General features: G+C 65.3%; 11 protein-coding genes, 1 other RNA gene and 4 pseudogenes. 11 read left to right on the forward strand and 5 right to left on the reverse strand.

Annotated features, from left to right (window positions below; genetic code table 11):
* Window positions 1-24: 24 nt before the first annotated feature.
* Window positions 25-661 (reverse strand): annotated as a pseudogene (locus WJW29_RS06790) (glutathione S-transferase).
* Between the two features lie 133 nt (window positions 662-794).
* Here WJW29_RS06790 and WJW29_RS06795 point away from each other — a divergent pair.
* A pseudogene (locus tag WJW29_RS06795) lies at window positions 795-1,709 on the forward strand (WYL domain-containing protein); the annotation flags it as partial.
* 24 nt (window positions 1,710-1,733) lie between these two features.
* Here the strand turns inward: WJW29_RS06795 and WJW29_RS06800 are convergent.
* A non-coding RNA gene (locus tag WJW29_RS06800) (sX9 sRNA) lies at window positions 1,734-1,808 on the reverse strand.
* Between the two features lie 113 nt (window positions 1,809-1,921).
* Between WJW29_RS06800 and WJW29_RS06805 the strand changes: the two genes are divergently transcribed.
* The 8 genes from WJW29_RS06805 (at window position 1,922) to WJW29_RS06840 (ending at window position 11,757) form a co-directional block, all read left to right on the forward strand.
* On the forward strand, window positions 1,922-2,908 hold the full coding sequence (locus tag WJW29_RS06805; RefSeq protein ID WP_011259357.1) for a lytic transglycosylase domain-containing protein: 987 nt from the start codon (window positions 1,922-1,924) through the stop codon (window positions 2,906-2,908).
* Between the two features lie 441 nt (window positions 2,909-3,349).
* Window positions 3,350-7,105, forward strand: coding sequence for a type III secretion system effector avirulence protein AvrBs3 (avrBs3, locus tag WJW29_RS06810; protein WP_115840170.1), 3,756 nt, complete (start codon window positions 3,350-3,352; stop codon window positions 7,103-7,105).
* Between the two features lie 88 nt (window positions 7,106-7,193).
* On the forward strand, window positions 7,194-7,838 hold the full coding sequence (petA, locus tag WJW29_RS06815; RefSeq protein ID WP_011259356.1) for a ubiquinol-cytochrome c reductase iron-sulfur subunit: 645 nt from the start codon (window positions 7,194-7,196) through the stop codon (window positions 7,836-7,838).
* On the forward strand, window positions 7,838-9,097 hold the full coding sequence (locus WJW29_RS06820; RefSeq protein WP_011259355.1) for a cytochrome bc complex cytochrome b subunit: 1,260 nt from the start codon (window positions 7,838-7,840) through the stop codon (window positions 9,095-9,097). Before petA ends, WJW29_RS06820 begins: the two co-directional genes overlap by 1 nt.
* A complete protein-coding gene (locus tag WJW29_RS06825; RefSeq protein WP_011259354.1) occupies window positions 9,090-9,848 on the forward strand; it encodes a cytochrome c1 in 759 nt (252 codons plus the stop codon). Before WJW29_RS06820 ends, WJW29_RS06825 begins: the two co-directional genes overlap by 8 nt.
* A gap of 392 nt (window positions 9,849-10,240) precedes the next feature.
* A complete protein-coding gene (locus WJW29_RS06830; protein WP_011259353.1) occupies window positions 10,241-10,876 on the forward strand; it encodes a glutathione S-transferase N-terminal domain-containing protein in 636 nt (211 codons plus the stop codon).
* A gap of 78 nt (window positions 10,877-10,954) precedes the next feature.
* Complete coding sequence (locus WJW29_RS06835) at window positions 10,955-11,395, forward strand: ClpXP protease specificity-enhancing factor (RefSeq protein WP_011259352.1); 441 nt, start codon at window positions 10,955-10,957, stop codon at window positions 11,393-11,395.
* A 32-nt stretch (window positions 11,396-11,427) separates the two neighbouring features.
* Complete coding sequence (locus WJW29_RS06840; RefSeq protein WP_011259351.1) at window positions 11,428-11,757, forward strand: hypothetical protein; 330 nt, start codon at window positions 11,428-11,430, stop codon at window positions 11,755-11,757.
* Between the two features lie 210 nt (window positions 11,758-11,967).
* Here WJW29_RS06840 and WJW29_RS06845 read toward each other — a convergent pair whose 3' ends face one another.
* Window positions 11,968-12,312, reverse strand: a complete 345-nt coding sequence (locus WJW29_RS06845) for a DUF3301 domain-containing protein (RefSeq protein WP_042465594.1) — start codon at window positions 12,310-12,312, stop codon at window positions 11,968-11,970.
* A gap of 226 nt (window positions 12,313-12,538) precedes the next feature.
* Between WJW29_RS06845 and WJW29_RS06850 the strand changes: the two are divergent.
* Both WJW29_RS06850 and WJW29_RS06855 read left to right on the forward strand, forming a co-directional pair.
* Window positions 12,539-14,374 (forward strand): annotated as a pseudogene (locus tag WJW29_RS06850) (helicase-related protein); the annotation flags it as partial.
* Window positions 14,375-14,605: 231 nt separating this feature from the next.
* A pseudogene (locus WJW29_RS06855) lies at window positions 14,606-16,218 on the forward strand (ATP-dependent DNA helicase); the annotation flags it as partial.
* Here WJW29_RS06855 and WJW29_RS06860 read toward each other — a convergent pair.
* A complete protein-coding gene (locus WJW29_RS06860) occupies window positions 16,170-16,727 on the reverse strand; it encodes a DNA-3-methyladenine glycosylase (protein ID WP_011259349.1) in 558 nt (185 codons plus the stop codon). The pseudogene WJW29_RS06855 and the gene WJW29_RS06860 overlap by 49 nt on opposite strands.
* A 149-nt stretch (window positions 16,728-16,876) precedes the next feature.
* The coding region (locus WJW29_RS06865; protein WP_146763617.1) for a transposase at window positions 16,877-17,092 on the reverse strand (216 nt) is incomplete at its 5' end.

Consider the following 17,092-nt stretch of genomic DNA (forward strand, 5'->3'; position numbering starts at 1 on the left):
GCGGGTAGAAGAGAGCCGCGCATTTTACCCGCTTGCGCCACCAGCGTCCGCCCCAGCGGAGGTGTCGACCGCCTGGGCCCGCGCCACCGCCGGGCGTGCAGCCATCCGGGCGATGGAGGCGCGGGTGGGGGGCGGCGGGTCGATCAGGCCGAATTCCACCATCCACCCCAGGACGCCGCCCCACAGCACATCGGCTGCGCTGCAGCGCTTGCCGAGCAAGTCATCGCCCTTTGCCAGCTGCGCATCGACCACCTGCAGCACGGCTGTCGGCGCTGGCGTAGGGCGAGAGCGAGCGTGGTGGGGGCTCACGCTTGAGCGCAAGGTCCATGATCGCCGGCTCGAAGGCCGAGCCATAGAACGCCAGCCAGCGCAGGTAGGCGCCACGGTCGGCATCGCCCGGCGCGGGCGATAAACCGACCTCCGGATACAGCTCGGCAAGATTTTCATAGATGGCGCCCTGTTCGGTGACCACGCTGGTGCCGTGAACAATGGTCGGACTCTTGCCCTTCAGGTTGATCGCCAGGAATTCCGGCGTGCGCTGCCGCTCCTTCTCCAGATCGATGGGGTGCACGCTGTAGTTCGCGCCCAGTTCTTCCGGCAGCAGCAGCGCGCCGCGCGAGCGGGGATTGTGGAAGAGGGTGATATGGCGGTCGTCGGACAGTGCGGTCTCCAGGCTGGCTACGGTCGCGGGCGGGTGGTCATGGCCGATCTGCCGATCCTACGGGGCGCTTGCGGACAGTTTCTGTCCGCAATACGTTGGCGGCATGGCTTCTACCGCTGCCCGCCTGTAGCGTCTGCTTTCCTTGCTGCAAGGTGGCCGGAGCTGGTCCGGCGTGGCGCTGGCAGAGCGCTTGGACATCCATCCGCGTAGCCTGAGGCGCGATATCGAGCGCTTGCGCGCATTGGGTTACTCCGTGCATGCCGCGCCGGGCAGTGGCGGCGGTGACCGCCTGGGGCAGGGCGCGGCGGCGTTGCCGCTGTTATTCGAACGAAGACGAAGCGCTGACCGTGGCAGTCGCCCTGCGCGCCGCCGCGCCGCCGCGCCGGCGGTGCGCGGCATGGGCGCGGCGGCCGCACGTGTGATGGCCAGGTTGGATCCGCTGCTGCCGCGACGCAGTGGCCAGCGTGCCAGTGCCGCGCATGCCGCCATGGCCAGCATGCCGGCCGCCGAGGCGGAACCGCTGGTCGATGCGGCCTTGCTCGCACAGCTGGCCGCTGCCTGCCGCGACCGGGTCACGCTGCGGCTGGACTATCGGCGCCATTCTGGGGCGGCAATCACCCGCAGTGTCGAGCCGACACTGCGGGTGAACGATGGGCGGCGCTGGTATCTGCTGGTCTGGGACTGCGAGCGCCAGGACTGGCGTAGCCTGCGCCCGGCCCGGATCGATCGGGCGGCCGCCACCGGCGCGCAGTTCGCCCCCCGGTCAGTGCCCGAGGAACCGCTGCAGCTGTTGTGCAAAGCCGTTGGCGAAGCACCGTTCCCGTGCCGAGCGCGGTTCCGCCTGGCTGGTACGGTGGAGATACTGGCAGCCCGCATTCCGCCCTGGTTGGGTGCCTTGGAGGCGGACGGCCCCGCGCATTGCTGGCTGGGTCTTGGTGCACCGAGCATGCCCGCGCTGGCGGCCAACCTGTTGCCGCTGGACCTGCCGTTCGACGCGATCGCGCCGGACCAAGCGCGTGCCGCGCTGACCCAGGCGCTGAACGCGTTGTGTGCCCAACTGGCGCGTAAAAGCGGCCAACAAACGTTGCGAGCAGTCGTCAGGTGGGCGTAAGCGGCGTGCAGGAGCCTGAGTGTGCGGTTGGTATTTGAGGAATTCGAGCACCGGCTGCGCCCGCCTGGCGCCTACGCAGGAGTGGTGCTGGCTGTTCTCACGCTGGCCGACACTTGGCAAGCCTCAGGCAAGCTGGGACACTGCACTACATGAAGGGGATGTCAAGATTGCTGGGGCTGCTGCTTGTCACGTTGTCGGCTGCGCCGGTCAGCGCCGGCACGCTGTACAAGTGCGTCAGCGGCGACGGCATCACCAGCTATCTGAGCAAGCGCCAGAGCGGCGCCATTTGCAGCGTCATCAGCAGCTATACGCCGGATCGGTCCGCCCGTCGTCCCGCAGCGTCCACGGCTCCGGCGGCGCGCGCGTCCACCAGCCATGCGCCCAGCATGGCCAATATCGACAGCGGTGCGCCTGCCAGCATGATCATCCAGCCGGTCAACCAGCCGCCACGCCGTGCTGCCGAGGTCGCTTCGACGCTGGCGCCGCGTGCGTTGCCGGTGTCGGCCACCGCGGTTGTACCCCCGCCAGCGGCAGCGGCGGTCAACCCGCGCCGGGTGGTCAGCGGGCAGGTGTACTCGTATATGAAGGACGGCGTGCGCCACTACACCAGCACCCGTCCGCGTCAGGTCGCCAGTATCGAGGGACTGCGCACCATCCATTACAGCTTTATAGAAACCTGTTACGCCTGCGGTGCCAAGCCCGGCGTCAACTTCGGTGCGATCCGCCTCAACACCAACGCTTATCAGCAGGAAATCGCAGCGGCGTCGCACGAGTTCGGGGTGGAAGAATCGATCGTGCGCGCGATCATCCATGCCGAATCGGCCTACAACCCGCTCGCGCTCAGTCGCGCCGGCGCGCAAGGCTTGATGCAGTTGATGCCTGGCACCGCACGCCGCTTCGGCGTTAGCGACGCCTATGATGCAACGCAAAATATTCGCGGCGGTGTGCAGTATCTGTCCTGGCTGTTGAAACGCTTCAATGGCGACCTCACCCTGGCTGCTGCCGGCTACAACGCAGGCGAGGGCGCGGTGGACCGTTATGGCGGCGTGCCGCCGTATAGCGAGACCCAGCGTTACGTGCAACGTGTGGGTGTATTGGCCGGTCGCTATCGTGGCCAGGCGACCGCAGCGAACTAAAGCGGCTAACAACACGACTGTGCGGCCGTCCGCCAGGCGAGCGCAGCTGGTGCTCGGGTCGCCCTATCGCGCGCGCCACCGCTCCTGCCCGATCCAGGGTTGCCCGACGATTGTTGATCACGTTTCTGAGCCACGCTATGGCGATGTTCGTCAGGGCGCACCCCGTGCGTACAGAGCGGAGTGCTTGCGTATTGGTATTGGCGACATACGTTGCAACGCCCACGGCGAATCGCAAGCAATCGTAGTGCTGCGCTTGCACCATGCCCACGGACCCATCGCACGCACGCATGCATTGCCATTGCAGGCGAGGCACGGGCACTGCATCACAGCCGAACACACCTTCCACGCGCGCTGCGATCCACATGATCGGCGCTCCGCTGCATCGGCCGTTGCGTCGCATGGGTCCTACTGCGTACATTGCGTTGTCTGTGCATTAAGCGTATGGATCCCATTCGTTCGCGCACGCCAAGTCCTGCCCGCGAGCTTCTGCCCGGACCCCAACCGGATAGGGTTCAGCCGACTGCAGATCGGGGGGGGGCTCCGCCTGCTGGCGGCCCCCTGGATGGCTTGCCCGCTCGGCGGACGATGTCCCGGACCCGGCTGCCATCTCCCCCTGCGCCCTCGCCTGCGTTCTCGGCGGGCAGCTTCAGCGATCTGCTCCGTCAGTTCGATCCGTCGCTTCTTGATACATCGCTTCTTGATTCGATGCCTGCCGTCGGCACGCCGCATACAGCGGCTGCCCCAGCAGAGTGGGATGAGGTGCAATCGGGTCTGCGTGCAGCCGATGACCCGCCACCCACCGTGCGTGTCGCTGTCACTGCCGCGCGGCCGCCGCGCGCTAAGCCGGCCCCGCGACGGCGTGCGGCGCAACCCTCCGACGCTTCGCCGGCCGCGCAGGTGGATCTACGCACGCTCGGCTACAGTCAGCAGCAGCAAGAGAAGATCAAACCGAAGGTGCGTTCGACAGTGGCGCAGCACCACGAGGCACTGGTGGGCCATGGGTTTACACACGCGCACATCGTTGCGCTCAGCCAACACCCGGCAGCGTTAGGGACCGTTGCTGTCACGTATCAGGACATAATCAGGGCGTTGCCAGAGGCGACACACGAAGACATCGTTGGCGTCGGCAAACAGTGGTCCGGCGCACGCGCCCTGGAGGCCTTGCTCACGAAGGCGGGGGAGTTGAGAGGTCCGCCGTTACAGTTGGACACAGGCCAACTTCTCAAGATTGCAAAACGTGGCGGCGTGACCGCAGTGGAGGCAGTGCATGCATGGCGCAATGCACTGACGGGTGCCCCCCTGAACCTGACCCCGGACCAAGTGGTGGCCATCGCCAGCAATATTGGCGGCAACCAGGCGCTGGAGACGGTGCAGCGGCTGTTGCCGGTGCTGTGCCAGGCCCATGGCCTGACCCCGGACCAGGTCGTGGCCATCGCCAGCCATGGCGGCGGCAAGCAGGCGCTGGAGACGCTGCAGCGGCTGTTGCCGGTGCTGTGCCAGGACCATGGCCTGACCCCGGACCAGGTGGTGGCCATCGCCAGCAATATTGGCGGCAAGCAGGCGCTGGAGACGGTGCAGCGGCTGTTGCCGGTGCTGTGCCAGGACCATGGCCTGACCCCGGACCAGGTGGTGGCCATCGCCAGCAATGGCGGCGGCAAGCAGGCGCTGGAGACGCTGCAACGGCTGTTGCCGGTGCTGTGCCAGGCCCATGGCCTGACCCCGGACCAGGTGCTGGCCATCGCCAGCCATGGCGGCGGCAAGCAGGCGCTGGAGACGCTGCAGCGGCTGTTGCCGGTGCTGTGCCAGGACCATGGCCTGACCCCGGCCCAAGTGGTGGCCCTCGCCAGCCACGATGGCGGCAAGCAGGCGCTGGAGACGGTGCAGCGGCTGTTGCCGGTGCTGTGCCAGGACCATGGCCTGACCCCGGCCCAGGTGGTGGCCATCGCCAGCAATAGTGGCGGCAAGCAGGCGCTGGAGACGGTGCAGCGGCTGTTGCCGGTGCTGTGCCAGGACCATGGCCTGACCCCGGACCAGGTCGTGGCCATCGCCAGCAATGGCGGCGGCAAGCAGGCGCTGGAGACGGTGCAACGGCTGTTGCCGGTGCTGTGCCAGGACCATGGCCTGACCCCGGACCAGGTGGTGGCCATCGCCAGCCACGATGGCGGCAAGCAGGCGCTGGAGACGGTGCAGCGGCTGTTGCCGGTGCTGTGCCAGGACCATGGCCTGACCCCGGACCAGGTCGTGGCCATCGCCAACAATAACGGCGGCAAGCAGGCGCTGGAGACGGTGCAACGGCTGTTGCTGGTGCTGTGCCAGGCCCATGGCCTGACCCCGGACCAGGTCGTGGCCATCGCCAGCAATGGCGGCGGCAAGCAGGCGCTGGAGACGGTGCAACGGCTGTTGCCGGTGCTGTGCCAGGACCATGGCCTGACCCCGGACCAGGTGGTGGCCATCGCCAGCCATGGCGGCGGCAAGCAGGCGCTGGAGACGGTGCAGCGGCTGTTGCCGGTGCTGTGCCAGGACCATGGCCTGACCCCGGACCAGGTCGTGGCCATCGCCAGCAATGGCGGCGGCAAGCAGGCGCTGGAGACGGTGCAGCGGCTGTTGCCGGTGCTGTGCCAGGACCATGGCCTGACCCCGGACCAGGTGGTGGCCATCGCCAGCCACGATGGCGGCAAGCAGGCGCTGGAGACGGTGCAGCGGCTGTTGCCGGTGCTGTGCCAGGACCATGGCCTGACCCCGGACCAGGTGGTGGCCATCGCCAGCCATGGCGGCGGCAAGCAGGCGCTGGAGACAGTGCAGCGGCTGTTGCCGGTGCTGTGCCAGGACCATGGCCTGACCCCGGACCAGGTCGTGGCCATCGCCAGCCACGATGGCGGCAAGCAGGCGCTGGAGACGGTGCAGCGGCTGTTGCCGGTGCTGTGCCAGGACCATGGCCTGACCCCGGACCAGGTGGTGGCCATCGCCAGCCACGATGGCGGCAAGCAGGCGCTGGAGACGGTGCAGCGGCTGTTGCCGGTGCTGTGCCAGGACCATGGCCTGACCCTGGACCAGGTGGTGGCCATCGCCAGCAATATTGGCGGCAAGCAGGCGCTGGAGACGGTGCAGCGGCTGTTGCCGGTGCTGTGCCAGGACCATGGCCTGACCCCGGACCAGGTGGTGGCCATCGCCAACAATAACGGCGGCAAGCAGGCGCTGGAGACGGTGCAGCGGCTGTTGCCGGTGCTGTGCCAGGACCATGGCCTGACCCCGGACCAGGTGGTGGCCATCGCCAGCAATGGCGGCGGCAAGCAGGCGCTGGAGAGCATTGTTGCCCAGTTATCTTGCCCTGATCCGGCGTTGGCCGCGTTGACCAACGACCACCTCGTCGCCTTGGCCTGCCTCGGCGGACGTCCTGCCCTGGATGCAGTGAAAAAGGGATTGCCGCACGCGCCGGAATTGATCAGAAGAATCAATCGCCGCATTCCCGAACGCACGTCCCATCGCGTTGCCGACCTCCCCGAACGCACGTCCAATCGCGTTGCCGACCTCGCGCACGTGGTGCGCGTGCTTGGTTTTTTCCAGAGCCACTCCCACCCAGCGCAAGCATTCGATGACGCCATGACGCAGTTCGGGATGAGCAGGCACGGGTTGGTACAGCTCTTTCGCAGAGTGGGCGTCACCGAACTCGAAGCCCGCTGCGGAACGCTCCCCCCAGCCTCGCAGCGTTGGGACCGTATCCTCCAGGCATCAGGGATGAAAAGGGCCAAACCGTCCCCTACTTCAGCTCAAACACCGGATCAGGCGTCTTTGCATGCATTCGCCGATTCGCTGGAGCGTGACCTTGATGCGCCCAGCCCAATGCACGAGGGAGATCAGACGCGGGCAAGCAGCCGTAAACGGTCCCGATCGGATCGTGCTGTCACCGGCCCCTCCGCACAGCAATCTTTCGAGGTACGCGTTCCCGAACAGCGCGATGCGCTGCATTTGCCCCTCAGCTGGAGGGTAAAACGCCCGCGTACCAGGATCGGGGGCGGCCTCCCGGATCCTGGTACGCCCATCGCTGCCGACCTGGCAGCGTCCAGCACCGTGCTGTGGGAACAAGATGCGGCCCCCTTCGCAGGGGCAGCGGATGATTTCCCGGCATTCAACGAAGAGGAGCTCGCATGGTTGATGGAGCTATTGCCTCAGTCAGGCTCAGTCGGAGGGACGATCTGATCCGCTACACTGCGGTCGATTCATCGCGGCTGGACCCCCCGCCAGCCGTTGGCAGCCTCACGCTACCTAATCAAGATCGGAGAGCCGGATGGCCAACGATGGGGTCAACGCACCTGCTGATATCGGGCGTCGTCGGTTTTTAACCGCGACAACCGCTGTGGTCGGTGCGGTCGGAGCAGGATTCGTCGCAGTTCCGTTCGTGAAGTCGTGGAATCCCAGTGCTCGTGCCAAGTTGGCCGGCGCACCGGTAACCGCCGACATCAGCGCCTTGCAGGAAGGCCAGCGCATGGTCCTTGAATGGCGCGGTCAGCCAATCTGGATCGTCAAGCGCTCCAAGGCCATGCTCGACGCGCTCCCGTCGCTGGACGACCGGCTGAAGGACCCCAAGTCCGAGAACAAGGATCAGCAGCCGGAGTACGTGCTGAAAAACCCGGAATACCGCTCGATCAAGTCCGACATCTCGGTGCTGGTCGGGCTGTGTACGCACCTGGGTTGCTCGCCGGAGATGGTCGCCGAGATCCGCCCCGAGCCTTACGACCCGCAGTGGAAAGGCGGTTACTTCTGCCCTTGCCACAAGTCGCGGTTCGACATGTCCGGCCGCGTCTTCGACGGCGTGCCGGCACCGATCAATCTACTGGTGCCCCCACACCACTATGTAGACGACAACACCTTGGTGATCGGCGTCGATCCTGACAGTGCCGCTACGTCGGCCAAAAGCACGGGGGCTGCCTGATGAGCAATGTTCTGGTTCGTACCGCCAACGGCGTCTTCGATTGGGTCAACGAGCGCGCGCCCGGGCTGATGCCCATGTACCGCAAGCACATCAGCGAGTACTACGCGCCGAAGAACTTCAACCTCTGGTACTACTTCGGTTCGCTTGCCATTGTGGTGCTGGTGAATCAGATCGTCACCGGCATCTTCCTGACGATGCACTACAAGACCAGCGCCGCCGATGCATTCGCTTCGATCGAATACATCATGCGCGACGTGGAGTGGGGCTGGCTGATCCGCTACATGCACAGCACCGGCGCCTCGCTGTTCTTCATCGTGGTGTACCTGCACATGTTCCGCGGGTTGATGTACGGCAGCTACCAGAAGCCGCGCGAATTGGTGTGGATTCTCGGCATGCTGATCTACCTGGTGCTGATGGCCGAAGCCTTCATGGGCTACGTGCTGCCGTGGGGGCAGATGTCGTTCTGGGGCGCGAAGGTGATCATCTCGCTGTTCGGCGCCATTCCGGTGATCGGCAACGGGCTGACCGAATGGATCATGGGCGACTATCTGCCCGGCGATGCCACGCTCAATCGCTTCTTCGCCTTGCACGTGATCGCACTGCCGTTGGTGCTTCTGCTGTTGATCGTGCTGCACATTGGCGCGCTGCACGAGGTGGGTTCCAACAACCCCGACGGTGTGGACATCAAGAAGGGCCCCAAGGGCAATCGTTGGGATCCGCACAAGCCTGCCGATGGCATTCCGTTCCATCCGTATTACACGGTCAAGGATCTGGTCGGCGTCGGGTTCCTGCTGCTGATCGCGGCCTTCATCATCTTCTTCGCACCGGCCTTCGGTGGTCTGTTCCTGGAGCACGACAACTTCACCGAAGCCAATCGGCTGGTGACGCCGGAGCACATCAAGCCGGTGTGGTACTACACGCCGTATTACGCGATGTTGCGGGTGGTGCCGAACAAGCTCGGTGGCGTAGTGGTGATGTTCTCGGCCATCGCGATCCTGTTCCTGGTGCCGTGGCTGGATCGCGCCAAGGTGCGCTCGGTGCGCTACCGCGGGGGGATTTCCAAAGTGGCATTGGGCGTGCTGGTGGTGTGCTTTGTGTGGCTGGGCGTGATTGGTTCCGGCCCCGGGACCGACGCGCACGAGACCTATGTCGGGCGGGTGCTGACCTTCCTGTACTTCGCCTTCTTCATCACCATGCCTGTGTGGACGCGGCTGGACAAAACCAAGCCGGTTCCGGAACGGGTGACCACCCATGACTAACGCCAACGTGACGTCATGGAAGTCGCGCGTGGCCGCGTTGTTCTGCGGCCTGTTGATGGCCGGTGGCGCAATGGCGGCCGAGGGTGTGGCAGTGCAGCACGCAGGCAACGACCTGAGCGACCGCGCTTCGCTGCAACGGGGGGCGCAGTTGTTCATGAATTACTGCTTCGGCTGCCATTCGTTGAAATACCTGCGTTATTCGCGCATGGCCAGCGATCTGGGCTTGAGCGAAGAAGAGGTCATGACCAACCTCAACTTCACCGGCGCCAAGGTCGGTGAACACATCGAAGGCACCATGCCGCACGATGCGGCGACCAAGTGGTTTGGCAAGGCGCCGCCGGATCTGACGTTGATCGCGCGCGTGCGCGGCACCGACTGGGTCTATACCTATCTCAAGTCGTTCTATCTGGATCAGACACGCCCGCTGGGCTGGAACAACAAGCTGTTCCCCAACGCGTCCATGCCTAATCCGCTATGGGATTTGCAAGGCTTGCAGCAGGCGCAATTCGGCCCGCCCGACAAGGCGACCGGCGATAAGCCGGTGGAAGCGTTGAAGCTCGGGCAGCCTGGCCGCCAGACGCCGGTGGAGTTCGACCAGACCGTGCGCGATATCGCCAACTTCCTGGAGTACGCCGGCGAGCCGGCCGCACTCAAGCGCCAGAGCATGGGCGTATGGGTGGTCCTGTTTCTGGCGCTGCTCACCTTTCTCGCGTACCTGCTGAAGAAGGAATATTGGAAGGACGTGCATTGAACGCTGCCTAAGCCATCGTCGGCTGCAACAGCGAACGAATGCAGTGCAGGGAAGAACTGGCAGGTGTCTTGAACGTCCCTGTATCGCTGAGCCTCTCCCCGTGTGGGAGAGTGCGTCACCCCTGTGCGTCTGGGAAGGGGGGGGAGGGGCTGCAAGCCGGCAGTGCCTCTGTCGAGGCCATCGGCTTGGCGCCGTGCGACATCGCTGCGACGCGCACACGTCACGCATTTCCGTGTAACAGCGCAATAACTGCCTTATCGGAACGTTAATAAGCCGTATTACTCTTGGCTTTTGCGTGACGTGATTGCACACTCGATAGACCGTGGTGACTGTCGGCGTTGGGCCGGCCGCGCCGATGCGGCCGGCGGATTCCGGTCGTCGGAGAGCCTTGAATGGCGACGAGTGTGCGTATGCGGAATACCTTGACTTTGTTTTCGTCCAACGACGATGTGTTGTGCCACCGGGTCCGTCTGGTCCTGGCGGCGAAAGGGGTGACCTACGACCTGGTGCCGGTCGACCCGCAAAATCCTCCCGGAGATCTCATCGATCTCAACCCCTATCATTCGGTGCCGACGCTGGTCGAACGTGACCTGGTGCTGTACGCCGCGTCGGTGGTCAGCGAATACCTGGACGAGCGCTACCCGCATCCGCCGCTGATGCCGATCGACCCGTTATCGCGTGCGCGCTTGCGCCTGGCGATGTTGCGCATCGAGCATGACTGGGTGCCGCAGGTACAAGCGGTCCAGCTGGGCAATAAAACGCAGGCCGAGGCCGGCCGCAAGCGCCTGAAAGAACTGCTCACCGCATCGGTGCCGTTGTTCAAGGCCAGCAAATTCTTCCTTAATCCGGAAATGAGTCTGGCCGATTGTGCGATGGCGCCGATCATCTGGCGACTGGACGCGCTGGAGATCAGCCTGCCCAAGGACGGCAAGGCGATCGAGGACTACGGCAACCGCATCTTCCGCAATCCCGGTTTCATTCGCAGCCTGACCGATCAGGAAAAGAAGCTGCGCGATCTGCCGGGCTGATGCGACGGCTGTATGCCAACAGACCGACGTCCGATCGCGTGTCCGCCGCTGCGGGTCGTGTGCGGGTAAAATGACGCCATGAGCGAAGATTTCCCCCGCATGACCAGCCATCGCCCGTACCTGTTGCGTGCCCTGGTTGAATGGATCAACGACAACGGCATGACGCCGCACGTTTTGGTGGACGCAGGCCTGCCCGGTGTGCAGGTGCCTGCCAGTGCGGTCAAGGACGGTCGCGTTGTGTTGAATATCGCCGAGCGCGCGGTGGTCGGCCTGCAGGTCGACAATGAGAGCGTGAGCTTTACCGCGCGCTTTGGTGGCGTGAGCCACCCGGTAATGGTGCCGATGGCGGCTGTGCTGGCGGTGTATGCGCGCGAGACCGGGCAGGGCATGGCGTTGCCGGACGACATCCCAGGCACCAGCAACGAGCCGCCGGATCCAGGTGCCCCGCCGCCGAGCGCGCCAACGCCGGACGAACCACCCAGTGGTGGCAAGCGCCCGCATCTGCGCGTGGTGAAGTAGGCATTGCCGCTATCGATAACGGCGACGTTCCGATGCCGGTGGAACGTCTGCGTCATGTCGATTGCGGTGAGCCGGATGCTTCCGGCGCATACGACGACGACTACGAGTACGACATCTATCGCTTCACGGACGGCGTGGCCTACCTGATCGCGCGCAGCTACACCGACACGCCCGATGAAGCGCACTTTCTCAACATCGACGTCGACGGAAAATCGCGTCTGCTGCAGCATGCCGACCTGCTGCATCCGTTATGCGTGTTTGCGCGGGCATACCTGCGTCGGGAAGGTAAGCGACTGCGCTGGCTGAGTGGAGGGACGCATGGCTACGCGCCTGTGCCCGCGGATTCGACGCCTGTGGCGTAAATCGCCGGTGGAGGAGCGCATGCCGGCCACGTGCGGGAACGCCCAGTGGCGCGCGGCAGCGGCAACCACATGCGCGTCCCGGCCGCCGATGGCCGCGTCCGTACCGAATTTGGGCGGTCTGTAACGTCATGCATGTTCGTGTGGCGCTGCGGAGCCTTCAGGCATTAGGCCCAAGCACGCGCGCATGAGATTCGCTGCGCATCGGGCCCGTCATTCAAGTGGCTCTTGCTCGGGGTGCAGCGTACGCACGCTGGCCACCTGCGGTCCGGTGAAGGCGATCAGTTGATCGCCGCGCAGCACCAGCTTGCCGCTGTGGCGATCCACGCCATCGCAGGAGTAGTCGAAGCGAAAGGTCCGCTCGAATCCTAGCCAGCCGGTCGGCATGCGACAGAGGCGGATGCCGGTGGAGTGCACGCTTTGATCCAGCCACTGCACATCGGCAGCGCGGCAGGCATTGCGGCCCAGTACCTCGGCGCGTTCGGCGGCGGCGCGCGAGGAGTTCCAAAAGGCGACGACCGCCGAGCCGACGATCATGAAGACGATGAGACTAGGCATGCCGCCAATGTGCCATGGCCTTGCGTGCCCGACAATCGCAACGCGGTCGATGTCTTCAATCCGCATGCGCATTCCGCTGGTGCGGCGTTGCGGGCAGATGTTGCGCGAGCGGCGTTGCCTGGAGCTGCGTGGGCGTGCTGGAGGTGTAGTCCTTGAATGAGCGGCTGGCGCGAGGAGCCGTCCTCCGGCGCGTTGGCTGATACCGCTGGCGCCCGATGTGTCTTGGCATCTGGGCGATTTGCTCGGTAACCACCGCGTGGCGGCGCATTACGGCAGTCTGTCGCGCGAGACACGCTTGTTGGCCGAGCGACGGCTCAAGGCCGGCGATCTCACTGTGCTGGTGGCGACCGCATCGCTGGAGCTGGGGCTGGTATCGGCGATGTCGATCTGCTCTGCCAGCTCGGTTCGCCACGCTCGATCGCCACCTTCCTGCAACGCGCCGTGCGTTCCGGGCACAAGGTTGGTGGTACGCCGAAGGCGCGCCTGTTTCCGCAGACCCGCGACGAGTTGGTCGAATGCGCCGCGCTGCTGGATAGCATCCGCCGTGGCGAAGTGGACGCCCTGCGCAGTCCGCTGGCGCCGGTCGACGTGCTGGCGCAGCAGATCGTGGCCGAAGCCGCGTGCGAAGACTGGGACGAAGATGCGCTGTTCGCGCTGGTGCGGCGGGCGTGGCCGTTCGCCGGGTTGCGCCGGGCGACGTTCGATAGCGTGGTGCGCATGCTGTGCGATGGCTTCAGCACGCGACTTGGTCCGCGCGCCGGATGCGGTACATCGGCGCCCGCATGACCGCGCTGACCTCCGGCGGCACCATTCCCGAAACCGGCGACTACAGCGTGGTGTTGGAACTACGGCCGAAAAGATCGGCACGGTGAACGAAGATTTCGCTGTCGAAAGTCTCACCGGCGATGTGTTCCGGCTCGGCAACGCCGGCTACCGCATCCTGCGCGTGGAGGCCGGGCGCGTGCGCGTGGAAGATGCCAAAGGCGCACCGCCGAACATATCCTTCTGGCTGGGCGAAGCGCCGGGCCGTAGCGACCAATTGTCGGCGGCGGTGTCGCGCCTGCGCGGCGAAATTGCCGCGCGGCTGGACACCGCACTACATCAAGCAGCCTGCCACTGGCTGCAGAGTGAGCTTGCGATGTCCGCCGAAGCGGCGCGGCAACTGGCGCACTATCTGGCCAACGCGTGCATCGCACTGGACGCGATGCCTACCCAGCAGTGCCTGGTCATGGAGCGCGTCTTCGATGCCAGCGGCGGGACTCAGTCGGTGATCCATTCGCCGCAAGGCAGCCGCATCAATCGCGCGTGGGGGGCATTGCGCAAGCGCTTCTGCCGCACCTTCAACTTCGAACTGCAGGCGGCGGCGACCGAAGATGCCATCGTGCTGTCGCTGTCCACCCGCCACAGTTTTGCGCTGGAAGAGGTTGGGCGGTATCTGCATTCGTCATCGGCCGAGCATGTGTTGATCCAGGCATTGCTGGATGCGCCGCTGTTCGGCGTGCGTTGGCGTTGGAACCCGACCAATGCGATGGCGCTGCCGCGTTTCAGCGGCGGCAACAAGGTGGCGCCGCAGTTGCAACGGACGAAGTCGGAGGATTTGCTGGCCACGGTATTTCCGGACCAAGTGGCCTGCGCAGAGAATCTGGTCGGCGAACGCGAAGTGCTGGACCACCCGTTGGTGGCGCACACCCTGGAAGATTGCCTGCATCACTCGATGGACAGCGAAGGCTGGTTGCAGATGCGCGGGCTGGAATCCGGCGCGATCACGCTGATTGCGCGCGATCTGGCTGCACCGTCGCCGCTGGCAGCCCAAGCCTTGAATGCGCGTCCCTACGCATTTCTCGACGATGCACCACTGGAAGAACGCCGGACCCAGGCCGTGCAAGGTCGCCGCTACACGCCGCAAAGCAGCGACGACCTGGGCCAGCTCGATCCGCAGGCCATCGAGGCCGTGCGCGAGCAGGCGTGGCCACAGCCGCGCGATGCCGAAGAAATGCACGAAGCGCTGGTAGGGCGAGGCGTGCTGCCGGTCGAAGAAGCCGCCGACGCGCAGTGGCAGGCTTGATTATCCGCCCTGGCTGCGGCTGGTCGTGCCACCTGCATTTCCTCCTGATTAGCCCTGGCCATCAGCTGGATTTTTGTTGCAGTCCTGCAAATAGCTTCGTTTTACCGATGTGTTCCATGATGTCTGATCTTGGCGCTGCTGATGCGAGGAGCCGGTGCGAAGTTCTTTCAGCCAGGACCCCATGGCGGCCTGGCATTGGGCCGGTTTAGCGATAAGCGCGGAGGTGCTGCAGCTGAAGGTCGGGGCTAATCAGGCATTTCCTTGCAGGTCATCCCCGCGTTGTGGCTCAGTGCCGAGCGCATCGACTGGTTTCTGCCGTTGTATCCGCAAGCCACTGCGCAGCCGCCCCTGCAGGCGCCAGACGATTGCCACGTTGCCGACTGGGAGCGCGATTGGGCAGTGCGCGAATGACTGCGAGGGCGCTTGTCTGACCTCGGCCCCGCGCAGGTGCCGGCCTTGTCCCACGCGTTGCGGGTACCACAAGCAGAGATCGCGCTCGCACTGGCGGGCTTGCAGCGCGAGGGCTATGTCATGGCAGGGCAGTTCAGTGCGCACTCGTAGGCGGAAGAATGGTGCGAGCGTCACCTGCTGGCACGTCTCCATCGTTACGCGCTGGGACGATGGCGCCGCGCGATCGAGCCGGTGTCGCAGCGCGATTACGCGCGCTTTTTGTTCGAATGGCAGCGCGTGGACAGCCGCCGCCGCGTAGCGGGGCCGGATGCACTGGCCGGCGTGGTGGGACAGCTCGAAGGCTTCGAGGCGCCTGCGGTGCTGTGGGAAAGCGAGCTGTTGCCGGCGCGTGTGCACGACTATCAACCGGCCTGGCTGGACGAGTTGTGCACCGCCGGGCGCACGCTGTGGGCACGCGTGCGACCCGGTGGTGGGCGGAGCGGCGCCGCACTGCGCAGCACGCCGATCATGCTGCTGCCACGGCGCGCAGCGCAGCGCTGGAGCGCGCTGGCGCGTCACGCAGACGAGGCACCGTTGGGGTCCCGCGCCGAACATGTCATGCAGGTGCTGCATCAGCAAGGCGCGTTGTTCTTCGAAGAAATTGCAGACGGGGCGCATCTGATGACCACCGAGCTGGAAGATGCATTGAGCGAGCTGTTGATGCGCGGCCGTGCGCATTGCGACAGCTATGCCGGCCTGCGCGCGCTGCTGGTGCCGGCGTCCAAGCGGCCGTCGGCGTTGTCGCGTCACCGTCGCCGTGCCAGTGCGCTGGGCATTCGCGACGCCGGCCGCTGGGCCCCAGTGTGTGCGTTGCCCGAATTGCCGCGTGCCGAAGCCGGCGAGCGCCATCAGGACACCCTCGAACACGTGGCGCGCACGTTGCTGCGTCGCTATGGCGTGGTGTGCTGGCGGCTGCTCGAACGCGAAGCGGCGTGGCTGCCGCCATGGCGCGAATTGCTGCGCATGTACCAACGGCTGGAAGCGCGTGGCGAAATCCGCGGCGGGCGTTTCATCGCCGGGCTGTCCGGCGAGCAGTTCGCATTGCCCGATGCGATTGCCGCTTTGCGCCGTGTGTGTGCACAGGCGCTGCCGCAACAGTGGATCTGCGTGAGTGCAAGCGACCCCAGCAATCTGCTCTGCAGTCTGCTGCCTGGCGAGCGTATCGCGCGTGTGCCGGGCAATCGTGTGGCGTTTCTGGATGGGCTGCCGATGGCAGTGTGGGTAGCAGACCGCCTCCAAGCGGTGCAGGAACTCACCCCCGAGCAGGCTGAGCAGGCACTACGACGGCTGCAGCGTGGGCCGGGTGCGGCCTGGGGCAATCGCCGATGGAACGCTGGCTGGCTCAGTCGCCCGGCAGCCCAGTGCCTGTACCATCCATGCGCCGAAGCTGACGCGACACATAGCGGCTGTCGGCAACCAACCAGCGCCATGGCGTATCCACCGCGTTACGGATGCCGATGCGTGCTGTCGCCGGTGGGTTGGCGGGTGGCGGCACACCGTCGTCTTCGATCCAGAGCCGCGCAGCGCCCGTTGTGAGATCCAACCCGTTGTCGGCAGCGGTCACGCCAAACGCTTGTGCCAGGCGTCCTGGACCGATGGTCAGCAGTTTGGCCGGCGCCGCACCGCGTGCGGCCTGCATGCTGTCGAGACCGTCGAAAGGTTCCAGTGCGCGGATGAGTACTGCATGCCCGGGCGCACCGCCGCACACGGCATTGATCGCCCGGTGCATGCCATAGATGAAATACGCATACAGCTGCCCAGGCGGACCGCACATCATCCGCGTTCGCGGGGGCATGCCGCGGAACGAGTGCGCGGCCGGGTCTTCGCTGCCGCAATAGGCTTCCACTTCGGTGATCCGCCCACGGCGTCCGTCAGCACTGACCAGCACCTTGTTGCGCAATTGCGGCGCGACGTGGCGCGCATCGTGCGCTTAAAACGAGCGGGGCAGGGGCTTTGATGTCATGCGCAAAGCCTAGCTGCGTGTGCGTCACGTTGCAGCCGACGTCGTGGTAAGTCTGCAGACGGGGAATAGGGTTTTTCCGAACCTGATTAGCACGCACTTTCAGCGGTGAACATGGTGACATCACGCAGGGCCCGCTCGGACCACGGCTTGCTGGCGGCTGCGGCGGCCAGCAAGCTKGGCACCAGCCGGGTCAGATCGAAACGGCGGTTGAACCGCCACATCGTCTCTGCCAGGTAGCGCTGGGCGTATTTGGCGAATTTGAAGGCGTGATAGGCACCGTCCAGCGAACGCTTTAGGTTGGA

The sequence above is a fragment of the Xanthomonas sp. JL1 genome, from assembly GCF_038405005.1.

Excerpts from the sequence above, each read along its gene's own strand:
- WJW29_RS06805 (WP_011259357.1), top strand. The coding sequence starts at position 1,922 with ATGAAGGGGATGTCAAGATTGCTGGGGCTGCTGCTTGTCACGTTGTCG.
- avrBs3 (WP_115840170.1), top strand. The coding sequence starts at position 3,350 with ATGGATCCCATTCGTTCGCGCACGCCAAGTCCTGCCCGCGAGCTTCTG.
- petA (WP_011259356.1), top strand. The coding sequence starts at position 7,194 with ATGGCCAACGATGGGGTCAACGCACCTGCTGATATCGGGCGTCGTCGG.
- WJW29_RS06820 (WP_011259355.1), top strand. The coding sequence starts at position 7,838 with ATGAGCAATGTTCTGGTTCGTACCGCCAACGGCGTCTTCGATTGGGTC.
- WJW29_RS06825 (WP_011259354.1), top strand. The coding sequence starts at position 9,090 with ATGACTAACGCCAACGTGACGTCATGGAAGTCGCGCGTGGCCGCGTTG.
- WJW29_RS06830 (WP_011259353.1), top strand. The coding sequence starts at position 10,241 with ATGGCGACGAGTGTGCGTATGCGGAATACCTTGACTTTGTTTTCGTCC.
- WJW29_RS06835 (WP_011259352.1), top strand. The coding sequence starts at position 10,955 with ATGAGCGAAGATTTCCCCCGCATGACCAGCCATCGCCCGTACCTGTTG.
- WJW29_RS06840 (WP_011259351.1), top strand. The coding sequence starts at position 11,428 with ATGCCGGTGGAACGTCTGCGTCATGTCGATTGCGGTGAGCCGGATGCT.
- WJW29_RS06845 (WP_042465594.1), bottom strand. The coding sequence starts at position 12,312 with ATGCCTAGTCTCATCGTCTTCATGATCGTCGGCTCGGCGGTCGTCGCC.